We start from the raw sequence: 11,326 nt of genomic DNA, 5'->3' as shown, positions 1-11,326 counted from the left end.
GTCGCTGTGAAGATGAAGGAAATACAGAATGGTGTGATCGTGAGATGATTGCAAAACTAGAGCAGCTAGCACCAGGACCAAAAGAAGAAATTGAAGATGCGGATCCAAGATGGGAAGCATTAAAGAATATAAAAAAGTAAATTAATACATAGGAACAAATGGCACATCCAAAACGGAAAATATCGAAATCTAGAAGAGATAAAAGAAGAACGCATTACAAAGCAGAGGCTCCAGGCTTAACTACTTGTCAGACAACTGGTGCTGTTCACTTACCTCACCGTGCATATACAGTTGATGGAAACTTATATTACAACGGAAAAATGGTAATAGAAAACACATCTGTTGCCTAAATTGCCTTTCTAAAATGAAGATTGGCTTAGATATTATGGGTGGAGATTTTGCTCCCAAAGCGGCAGTTTTGGGTGCAATTGCAGCTCAAAAAGCCCTATCACCAGAAGAGAAAATTGTTCTTTTTGGTGATAAAAATCAAGCTCTACCCTTTCTTGAAGAAGCGGGCGTAAGTCCGGATGTTTTCGAATTTGTTCATACCACAGAAATGATTGGCATGGGCGAACACGGAACGAAATCTGTTCTTCAAAAACCAAATTCAAGTATCAGCCTAGGTTTTTCTTATCTTAAAGATGGCAAAATAGATTCCTTTGCCTCTGCCGGTAATACTGGTGCTATGCTTGTGGGTGCAATCTTCAGCGTAAAACCTGTTCCAGGAGTAATCCGTCCGGCAGTAGCTACAAATGTTCCTAAATTAAAATCTGGCTTCGGAATCATGCTGGATGTTGGCGCAAATGCCGATTGTAAGCCAGAAGTATTGGCTCAATTCGGTCTGCTTGGTAGTTTGTATGCAGAACATGTTTATCACATTCAAAACCCTAAAGTTGGTTTAATGAATTTAGGTGAAGAGGAAGAAAAAGGCAATGTTCTCACACAATCCACTTTCCCACTTTTACAAAAATCTGAAATAAATTTTATCGGTAATATTGAAGGCAGAGACCTATTTAACGACAAGGCAGACGTCATTGTTTGCGATGGCTTTACAGGTAATGTCATGTTAAAATTAGCCGAAACATTTTATATACTCACACTCAAAAAAGGATTTAAAGATGAATTCTTTGACCGTTTCAATTATGAACAATATGGAGGCAGTCCTATTTTAGGAGTTAATGCACCTGTTTTAATTGGCCACGGTATTTCAAGTCCGGAAGCAATAAAAAACATGGTTCTTTTATCTAGAACAATGATTAAAACCAAGTTCATAGCTAAAATCAGAGAAGCTTTTAAATAATTTACCAAATTTATCATGTCTAAAATTCACGCTGCAATAACAGCCGTAAATGCCTATGTCCCTGAATATATTCTAACGAATCAGGAGCTAGAAAAAATGGTTGAAACCAACGATGAGTGGATCGTAAGCCGTACTGGTATTAAAGAACGTCGGATTCTTAAAGGAAATTTAGGAACGTCGGATATGGCTGCTAAAGCTGTTGAAGGTTTACTTAAAAAACGTGGAATCACTGCTGAAGAAATCGACTTGATTATCTTCTGTACCACAACACCCGATATGGTTTTCCCAGCTTCGGCAAATATCCTGGCCCATAAAGTTGGGGCTATAAATGCATGGGGATATGATTTAAATGCGGCTTGTTCTGGATTCTTATTCGGACTAGCAACAGGATCGCAATTTATTGAGACAGGCAAGCATAAAAAAGTATTGGTAGTGGGTGGCGATAAAATGTCATCAATTATTAATTATAAAGATCGTACAAGCTGTATCATTTTTGGGGACGGCTGCGGCGCTGTTTTATTGGAAGCAAATACTGAAGGCTATGGTGTAATTGACTCCATCCTGAAAAGTGATGGTTCAGGCGGTCCGTACCTATGTCAAAAAGCAGGTGGATCACTCAAACCTGCCAGTCATGAAACAGTAGATAATAATGAACATTTCCTACATCAGGAAGGTCAAGCGGTATTTAAATTTGCTGTAACCAATATGGCTGATGTGGCCGCAGAGATTATGGAAAAAAATAATCTTACATCGGAAGATGTAGATTGGCTGGTTCCACATCAAGCAAACAAGCGGATTATTGATGCTACAAGCAATCGTTGTGGCATAAATCCAGAAAAAGTGATGATTAATATCGAAAAATATGGTAACACAACAAATGGAACCATACCTTTGTGCTTATGGGAGTGGGAAAGCAAGTTAAAAAAAGGTGATAATCTCATATTAGCTGCTTTTGGTGGAGGCTTCACATGGGGGTCTTTATATTTAAAGTGGGCTTACTAAAAAAAAATAGATGATTTTTTAATATTTTTAGTATAATTATAAAACAAAATCCAAAACCTAAACTAAACAAAATGGATATTAAACAAATTCAGGAACTCATAAAATTTGTTTCCAAATCTGGAGTAAATGAAGTTTCTCTTGAACAGAAAGAGTTTAAAATTACCATAAAAACCAATCAGCCACCGACTTATATAGCAAGTGCACCTGCACAGGTTGCTCCACAATTGCCTGCAGTTGCTGCTAGTGTTGCCACTGTTACTACAAATGCAGAGCCGATAGCGGTTACACCAGCCAAGGAGGATAATTCATCTTATCTGACTATCAAATCACCAATGATCGGTACTTTCTACCGCTCTGCAAATCCGGAAAAGCCATTATTTGTCAATGTTGGCGATGAGGTTAAAGCGGGCCAAGTGGTTTGTATCATTGAGGCGATGAAACTTTTCAACGAAATCGAATCTGAAATTTCAGGTCGTATAGTTAAAATATTAGTCGACAATGCTAGTCCGGTAGAATACGATCAACCCCTATTTTTGGTTGAGCCTATCTAATTTGAAGAAATAATTTGAGACCTACAGACTATTCATAATGTCTATTCTTGTAGTTCATCATTTTTACAAATCCTCAAATTTTCAAAAGAAAAACTATGTTTAAGAAAATACTTATTGCAAATCGTGGTGAAATAGCTCTTCGGATCATCCGTACTTGTAAGGAGATGGGAATTAAAACCGTCGCAGTTTATTCCACCGCTGATCGGCATAGCCTACATGTTCGTTTTGCCGATGAAGCCGTTTGTATTGGTCCGCCAACAAGTAAAGATTCTTACCTAAGCATACCCAATATTATTTCAGCGGCAGAGGTAACCAATGCTGATGCGATACATCCAGGATATGGATTTTTATCAGAAAATGCTAAGTTTTCAGCAATCTGTAATGAGTATGGCATCAAATTTATTGGTGCTACAGCGGATCAGATTAATGGAATGGGTGATAAAGCATCTGCGAAGGAAACGATGAAGAAGGCGGGAGTGCCAACAATTCCGGGTTCCGAAGGACTTCTAACTGACGTTAAGCAAGGAATAAAAATTGCCAATGAAATAGGATATCCTATTATACTGAAAGCTACAGCAGGTGGAGGAGGTCGCGGAATGCGCATCGTTTGGAATGATGGAGAATTTGAACCAGCATGGGATTCGGCACGTCAAGAATCTGCCGCAGCATTTGGAAACGATGGTTTATACCTCGAAAAATATGTTGAAGATCCAAGACACATTGAAATTCAGGTTATTGGTGATCAGTATGGCAAAGTTTGCCATTTATCAGAACGCGATTGCTCCATTCAAAGACGCCATCAAAAGCTAGTTGAAGAATCCCCTTCGCCATTCATGACACCGGAGCTCAGAGAAAAAATGGGTGAAGCAGCAATTAAAGGAGCAATGGCTGTAAGCTATGAAGGCGCCGGAACTGTAGAATTCTTGGTCGACAAGCACCGAAATTTCTACTTCATGGAAATGAATACCCGTATTCAGGTGGAGCATCCTGTTACTGAAGAAGTTATAAATTTCGACTTAATTAAAGAACAGATAAAAGTTGCTGCAGGTATTCCTATCTCAGGAAAAAATTATATTCCTGAAATGCACGCCATTGAGTGTCGCATTAATGCAGAAGATCCATTTAATAATTTCAGACCTTCACCCGGACTAATCACTAATTTTCATTCACCAGGGGGACATGGAGTGCGTGTAGATACCCATGTGTATGCAGGTTATCAAATTCCACCAAACTATGATTCCATGATTGCTAAGCTAATTTGTGTGGCACAAACACGCGAAGAAGCTATTTGCACAATGGAGCGTTCATTAAGTGAATTTGTGATTGAAGGTGTTAAAACCACAATTCCTTTTCATTTAAGATTGATGAAAGACCCTAACTTTAGAGCTGGGAACTTCACCACGAAGTTTATGGAGACTTTCGATCTAAAGGAATAGCAAATCAAATGGTATTCTCTCCTCAATTTGCGGGCAGAAAGTTCAATTTTAGTGCTAATTGTCACAATTAACATGATGCTTATTAAATTTATTTTAAATACCATTCTAAAATCAAATAGAATGGTATTTTTGTTTATAAATTATGAGTAAGGAACGTACTGACCTAGTTAAGGCCATCAAAGAAAAAGGTAAAACTATTGAGGCCGAAATGTCTTTTTTTGATCATCTAGATGTCCTTAGAGGACACCTAATCCGTGCATCAATAGCCATTGTAAGCTTTACCATTCTGGCATTCAGCTTTTACGACTTTATTTTTGATGAAATTATCATGGGACCAGGACGTACCGATTTCTGGACTTATAGAATGATGTGCGCGGCGACAGAAAAATTTAATTTAGGTGCCGACTTCTGTGTTAAAAAATTAAGCTTTAACATCATTAATACTGAGTTAGGGGGGCAATTCACCCTACAGTTAAACTCATCGCTAATGATTGGTATTGTGCTTGGAGTACCTTACCTTCTGTTTGAAATTTGGCGTTTTGTAAAGCCTGCCCTTCATGAAAATGAACGTAAATCAGCCACTGGTTTTGTTTTTTGGGCCTCACTCCTATTCATTATCGGTTTGCTTTTTGGATATTATATTATTGCTCCACTGTCCATCAACTTCCTGTCAAACTACGAAGTCAGTTCGATAATTAATAACCAAATTACTATTGCTTCCTATTTTTCTGTTGTAGCTACTTTAACCATCGGTGCTGCAATAACCTTTGAGCTACCAATTGTAATTTACATACTTTCGAAACTTGGTATCATGACTCCACAATTTATGAAGTCATCTAGAAGATATGCCACAGTAATTATCTTAATCATTGCAGCCATCGTTACTCCAACACCAGATCTAGTAACGATGCTAACCGTCAGTTTTCCACTTTTCCTACTTTATGAAGTAAGTATTTATGTCTCTGCACGTGTAGCAGCTAACAAAAAGAAAGCAGAGATGGCCTTTTATAAGAACGATTAATATATAAAAATGAATAACAATATCAGTATCGCCATTGGGGCAGATCATGCAGGATTTGAGTACAAAAATATGCTCATTGACTTTTTAAAGGACTATACCATCAAGGATTTTGGAGCCTATAGTGCCGATTCAGTTGATTATCCCGACTTTGCCCATCCAGTAGCTAGTGCCGTTGAAAATTCTGAATTTTCGATAGGAATCCTGATATGCGGAAGTGCAAATGGGGTAGCTATGACTGCCAATAAACACCAAGGCATCCGAGCAGCAATTTGCTGGAATGAAGAATTAGCTGAACTTGCACGAACTCATAACAATGCGAATATACTTTGTATACCTGCTAGGTTTACAACTATTGAAGAAGCTAAAAATATCTGCATGAAGTTTATCCAATCTTCTTTTGAAGGCGGCCGACATGCAAATAGAGTAAATAAAATTTCTTGTTAAAATAAACTAATCAAAAAAATGATGATAAAACAATCACTATGGGTATTACTTGTTGCAGGCATTTCTGCTCAGGGCTTTGCTCAGGATCCAAATGCACAGAAATTTGCTGCACAGATCACAGCTAAACATGCTAAAAAACATTTGAGCATTCTTGCTTCAGATAAATTTGAAGGACGTGAAACTGGTAAGCGAGGAGCCGAGATGGCCGCAGCTTATATCGCTAATGAATTCAAGAAATTGAAACTAATCGCTCCAGTTAATGGAACTTACATTCAAGAGGTTCCATTGACAGAAACTTCATTCGAAGTAAGCAATTTCACCGTAAACAATTCTTCACTTACCGTGGGTAAAGATTTTCTTTTCACAGGAAGTGGAGATGCTAAATCACTCAAAGCGAGCGAAATCACATTTATTGGCTATGGTATCGGAGCAGATAATTATGATGACCTTAAAAACATGGATATTGCTGGAAAGCTTGTTATTGTAATTAATAAGGGAGAGCCTATGAAAAATGGAGTATCGGCAATTAGCAAAACTGCAACTGCTTCCGACTGGTCTACAAGCCGCTCAAAAAGAATGCAATATGTAATGAGCAAGAAACCAGCATTAATCTTAGCTGTAAGCCCAGATGTTGCCGCTTCAATTCAAAACTACAAGCCTAGAGCTGGTCGTTTAAGTGTTAAAAAAGAAAGTACTCCAAATAATCGCGCAAGCATTGCAGGAGTTGTTAATATCACCCCTGAAGTTGCAAACCAGATTCTAAAAAACAGTGGTAAAACCTTTGAAGCTTTAAAATCTTCGATTGATGAAAGTGGTGCACCACAATCACAGGTGTTAAAATCTGAAGTAGCCATTAATTATGGTCCAGTAAATAAAGAGGTTAAATCAGCGAATGTTTTAGGGTACCTTGAAGGGACTGACCTAAAGGACGAATTAGTTGTTTATTCTGCACATTACGATCACATTGGATTAACAAGCGACGGTGGTGTAGATAAGGTTAATAATGGCGCTGATGATGACGGATCTGGAACAACAGGTGTATTAACAATTGCAAGGGCTTTTGCAAAGGCAAAAAAAGCGGGCCACGGACCAAGAAGAAGTGTTTTATTCTTATTGGTAACAGGTGAAGAAAAAGGATTATTAGGTTCCGAATATTATTCATTAAATCCAACATTCCCAATGGCCAATACCATCACCAATTTAAATATAGACATGATTGGCAGAACAGGTACAGATTACAAAAACTCACCTGACTCAACTAATTATTGCTACTTAATCGGTTCAGATAAATTAAGCACGGATCTTCACAAAATCAGCGAAAACGCAAATGCCGTTTACACGAAGATGAAGATTGATTATAAATTTAATGACCCTAAAGATCCAGAAAGAATTTACTATCGCTCAGATCATTATAATTTCGCTAAAAATGGTGTACCAATTGTATTCTATTTCAATGGGGTACATGAAGATTACCACAAAGCGAGTGATGAGGTTAGCAAAATTAACTTCGAACTGCTAGCAAAGCGCGCCCACTTAGTTTATTATACCGGTTGGGATCTCCTTAACCGTGATAAGCGACCAGTTGTGGATGTGAAAAACGACATGCCAACAAATCGCTAATAAGGACCATAAATCTTGCAAAAATGCCTCCGAAATTCGGGGGCATTTTTTGTTTAGACAGGTCACGACCTGTCACTACTAACTACTTTGTAATAAATACTTTGTACTAAATACTTTGTACTAATTTCTAAATACTTAAATTCGCATAATGAGTAATGCAGCTGCCGAATTCGTAAAAATTTCTGATACCAAGGCCTTCGACTCGGATCATAGACGTATTATCAATTATAATATTGGTAAGTATGATGTGGCTGTTGAACGAGGGCTTTCGAAATTTGCGAACCTCGAGAATTCAAAACGTAAAGCACATACGGTAAAATGGAAGGTTATGGAGAATCTCGATAAGCTCCTCCCTGAATTCGAAGCAAATTTTCAACGAAAAGGCGGTAAAGTAATTTGGGCTAATGATGCAGCAGAGGCAAATGAAGAAATTCTTCAAATAATAAAAAAGGCCGGTGCAAAAACAGTGATTAAATCGAAGTCGATGGCCACTGAAGAAATTGAGCTCAATGAATTTCTTGAAAAAAATCACATCGAGACAGTTGAAAGCGACCTTGGAGAATATATCGTGCAATTATTGGGGCAAAAGCCCTATCACATAGTAACTCCAGCCATGCATCTAAGCAAGGAGGATATTGCTAAACTCTTTAATGAGCGCTTTGGTACCCCAGTCGATGCTAGTCCGGAACAATTGACACTCAAAGCCAGAGAGTTACTTAGAGAAAAATACACTTCAGCAGATGTTGGTATTACCGGCGGAAATTTCCTGATTGCAGATAGCGGTAGTATTGCACTCACAGAAAATGAGGGTAATGCGCGCCTAACCACTACCTTCCCGAAAATACATATTGCCGTTGTGGGAATTGAGAAAATTATTCCATCCATCAATGATTTAGATTTGTTCTGGCCGCTATTGTCCACACATGGAACCGGACAGAATTTGACGGTCTATAATACCATTTTAGGCGGACCACGACAAAGCGCTGAAAGTGATGGACCGGAGGAGATGTATGTTATTTTACTCGATAATGGACGCACTAACCTATTAGCACAAAAAGAACAGCGTCAGGGCTTATATTGCATACGTTGTGGGGCATGTTTGAATGCATGTCCGGTGTACAAGAATATTGGTGGGCACACGTATGAAACTACGTACAGCGGACCAATAGGTTCAATTATTACGCCACACATGGCGGGAATGGAAGAGTTTAAGCATTTAAGTTTTGCATCTAGTCTTTGCGGAAAATGCACCGAGGTTTGCCCAGTAAAAATAGACATCCACAAAATGCTCCTCTTAAACCGGAGAGATTCTGTGAGCCAAGGAATGAGTAACAAAGCCGAAAGCTTAGGCTGGAAGGGCTGGAAAATGGGCATGATGAAACGTAAGATGATGGATATGCTTGGTGGCAAATTCAAAAATCTCTTATTAAAGAACTTCTTTCAGAAGAGCTGGGGTAAACACCGCGTACTTCCACAGGTTGCTGAAAAATCATTCAGTAAGCAATGGCAAGAAAAACAAAAAGGAGAGTCGGCATGATTTTATCTCCCTGTGATCGGCTTAATCTTTTAAATGTGAAGGCTAAAACAGCCTTTCTAAAAAAATACAAAATAGTATTATAATAACCAGGTCAACTCAAGGATCTATCTGAACTCATTGTGCTACTAATCCCTACCATAAAAAACCAAAAGGCTGTTCCCTATAATAAAGAATAATTTAACAAGCCTACATTTCCACAAAACAACAGCGAATAGAGAAGCATATTAATCGCCGCAGAATAAAGACTCTAGGAAAACCGTGTTTACATTATAAGCTAATCACCAGTTTTAGGACTAAGCAATTATTTGGCCTTTGTTAAATATTATAGACCGTTGCAACTATAACTAGAAATATGGTAACAGTTAATATAAGTATAGAAAGGAATGATTTTGATCTTACTTTCCATTTATCTGCATGCCAGCCCTTAAAGCTAAATATTACTAAAACTGGTACTGCTAAAATAAAGGGAATGGTTGAGAACTCAAATATTGCTTCAAGAACATCATTTAGAAGAATATTTTTGAAGGAAATATAGATTAAACTAGCAAAATAAATTAAACTAGCACAACTTAAAATTAGATTGTAGTCCTTCTTCATGATTTTCAATTCGATTCATTTTTTTCTAGGCTTAGCAAAAAAAAATGCAAATCCAATCAATTGATTAAAAAAGAATGTTAATCGTTAGTATAATACCCTAAACATAGGCCAAAACAAACGATACTCTAATCAGTCCGTATTAGCGAAAAAAATATTTGAATCCCCGCTAAATAACTGTTTTTTATTTTACAAGGCTGACGAAACCTTTTTTAACTATTGATCCTGAGTTAAATGTAAATACATAATAGTAGGTATCTTCTGGTAGCATAAAACCATTATATAATCCATTCCAATTATTATCATAATTAGTTTTAGAATAAATAATTTTTCCTGAACGATCCAAAATCAATAACTTATTATCAGGGTAGCTATCTAAATTTTCAACAATCCATACATCATTTTCACCATCGCCATTAGGTGTAATCAGATTATTTGCTGTCACATTATAATCTTCCATAACTTCTACAGTGATACTTAATGTAACGCTACTTCCATATGAATTAGTGACTAAAACCGAATACATGGTGGTTTTACTAGGCTCAGCAATTGGATTTGAAATATTCGCGGAATTTAATCCTGTAGTAGGACTGTTCCAAGTATAACCTACCAAGTCAGAACCACTTACATACAAATTAGAGCTAAAGCCTTTACTTATTTTAGGGCTCGCACTAGCAGCAACTTGAATTTTTGAGGCCAACAAATTACCTGTACCTGTTAGTGTAGGAAGCTGACTAATAGAAATTGGAATTATTCTTTCAAAGCTAAGACCAGCCTTATCAGTAGTCTTTACTCGAATTGTAAAATCCTTTTTGCTATCAAAAACATACACTTGAGAAGCTCTAATTTGATTCCCAAAAATATTGAATGCAGCATTGTCAGTTGAACCCGTACCAGATACTAAACTATATGAATGGCTATCCGCTCCGTCCTGATCTGTTGAACCAAGAAGCCCAACTATCTGATTAATAAAATTCGACTCAAACAAATTAGCCTTACTAATAGCAAGTGCCGTTGGTGCCTCATTTATATCTCTCACAGCAATCGAAAGAATTTTCTCATCCGAACGATTGTATTTATCTGTAACACGTATACGAACTGAATAAACTTTTTTGCTTTCGTAATCAATTTCAGAATTGCTTTTCAATTCATTATTTACGATATAAAATTTACTGTTGTCGGCAGATCCCGACCCATTTACAAAGCTATAAGTTAACTCCTCACCCCCGAGGTTTTGATCAGTTCCAAAAAGGTCAATGATTTTAGTCCCCAAAGCACTATTTTCCGCAATTGAACTAGCCGCTAAAATCAAGCTAGGCTTGAAAACAAAAGATGAAATTTCTCCTAATGCTAAATTGCTGAAAGTAGAGTTCATTTTATTATTAGTAACATCAATTGATGTATTCTGACGATACCATTTGCTTGCATTATGTACAACCAATTGTAGATCCTTCTCTTCCAAAGTTCCAACTTCGCTATCTAAGTAATTAAAAGTTAAACTACCAGTGAAATTGCTTGTAGGGTTACTAAATTGATAAACTCTTGAAGCCTGATTACTTAATGGAGCAATAGAATTTGATGATCTACTTAACAATGTGTTCTTTAACTCTAAGTTCTCACTTGGAGCAAGTGTTAAGCCATCTGCATGAAATAAACCACTAGAATTTATTGATAGCCCTTCCTCTGAACCAACATAAAGTATAGAATTAGTTTGTGAGAATGATTTGAATGAGACTAGGACGAGTAAAAAAAGTAATTTAGACTTCATATTTTAGATTTATATACACCCAATCTTTTTTAGATTAGATTAATTTTTTGTCA

At 37.1% G+C, this 11,326-nt stretch carries 11 protein-coding genes; 9 read left to right on the top strand and 2 right to left on the bottom strand.

Annotated elements, in window-relative coordinates:
• Nucleotides 1-158 precede the first annotated feature (158 nt).
• The 9 genes from rpmF (at nt 159) to ACILQF_RS05665 (ending at nt 8,911) form a co-directional block, all read left to right on the top strand.
• Complete coding sequence (gene rpmF, locus ACILQF_RS05705; RefSeq protein WP_291403349.1) at nt 159-350, top strand: 50S ribosomal protein L32; 192 nt, start codon at nt 159-161, stop codon at nt 348-350.
• A gap of 14 nt (nt 351-364) precedes the next feature.
• Nucleotides 365-1,300: a phosphate acyltransferase PlsX gene (gene plsX / locus ACILQF_RS05700; protein WP_395626453.1), complete on the top strand. Its 936-nt coding sequence runs from the start codon at nt 365-367 to the stop codon at nt 1,298-1,300.
• 15 nt (nt 1,301-1,315) lie between these two features.
• Nucleotides 1,316-2,302 carry a beta-ketoacyl-ACP synthase III gene (locus tag ACILQF_RS05695; protein ID WP_395626452.1) on the top strand — a complete coding sequence of 329 codons (987 nt, stop codon included), beginning with the start codon at nt 1,316-1,318 and terminating at the stop codon, nt 2,300-2,302.
• Between the two features lie 71 nt (nt 2,303-2,373).
• Nucleotides 2,374-2,853, top strand: a complete 480-nt coding sequence (accB, locus tag ACILQF_RS05690; RefSeq protein ID WP_395626451.1) for an acetyl-CoA carboxylase biotin carboxyl carrier protein — start codon at nt 2,374-2,376, stop codon at nt 2,851-2,853.
• Between the two features lie 95 nt (nt 2,854-2,948).
• On the top strand, nt 2,949-4,289 hold the full coding sequence (gene accC / locus ACILQF_RS05685) for an acetyl-CoA carboxylase biotin carboxylase subunit (protein ID WP_395626450.1): 1,341 nt from the start codon (nt 2,949-2,951) through the stop codon (nt 4,287-4,289).
• Between the two features lie 142 nt (nt 4,290-4,431).
• Entirely contained in the window at nt 4,432-5,310 is an 879-nt protein-coding gene (tatC, locus tag ACILQF_RS05680; protein ID WP_395626449.1) for a twin-arginine translocase subunit TatC, read from the top strand.
• A 9-nt stretch (nt 5,311-5,319) separates the two neighbouring features.
• Nucleotides 5,320-5,754, top strand: coding sequence for a ribose 5-phosphate isomerase B (gene rpiB, locus ACILQF_RS05675; RefSeq protein ID WP_395626448.1), 435 nt, complete (start codon nt 5,320-5,322; stop codon nt 5,752-5,754).
• An 18-nt stretch (nt 5,755-5,772) separates the two neighbouring features.
• Nucleotides 5,773-7,374, top strand: a complete 1,602-nt coding sequence (locus tag ACILQF_RS05670; RefSeq protein ID WP_395626447.1) for a M28 family peptidase — start codon at nt 5,773-5,775, stop codon at nt 7,372-7,374.
• Between the two features lie 148 nt (nt 7,375-7,522).
• Nucleotides 7,523-8,911 carry a LutB/LldF family L-lactate oxidation iron-sulfur protein gene (locus tag ACILQF_RS05665; protein WP_395626446.1) on the top strand — a complete coding sequence of 463 codons (1,389 nt, stop codon included), beginning with the start codon at nt 7,523-7,525 and terminating at the stop codon, nt 8,909-8,911.
• Nucleotides 8,912-9,226: 315 nt separating this feature from the next.
• Here the strand turns inward: ACILQF_RS05665 and ACILQF_RS05660 are convergent, their stop codons facing one another.
• Nucleotides 9,227-9,508: a hypothetical protein gene (locus tag ACILQF_RS05660; protein WP_395626445.1), complete on the bottom strand. Its 282-nt coding sequence runs from the start codon at nt 9,506-9,508 to the stop codon at nt 9,227-9,229.
• A 181-nt stretch (nt 9,509-9,689) separates the two neighbouring features.
• The gene (locus ACILQF_RS05655; protein WP_395626444.1) at nt 9,690-11,273 is read right to left on the bottom strand and encodes a gliding motility-associated C-terminal domain-containing protein; all 1,584 of its coding nucleotides are present in this window, start codon (nt 11,271-11,273) and stop codon (nt 9,690-9,692) included.
• Nucleotides 11,274-11,326: the final 53 nt, after the last annotated feature.

It is taken from the genome of Daejeonella sp. (assembly GCF_044232565.1).
Lineage (GTDB): Bacteria > Bacteroidota > Bacteroidia > Sphingobacteriales > Sphingobacteriaceae > Daejeonella.
The sequence above is the reverse complement of the archived record's forward strand: the minus strand, read 5'-3'. Positions and strand labels throughout refer to the sequence as shown.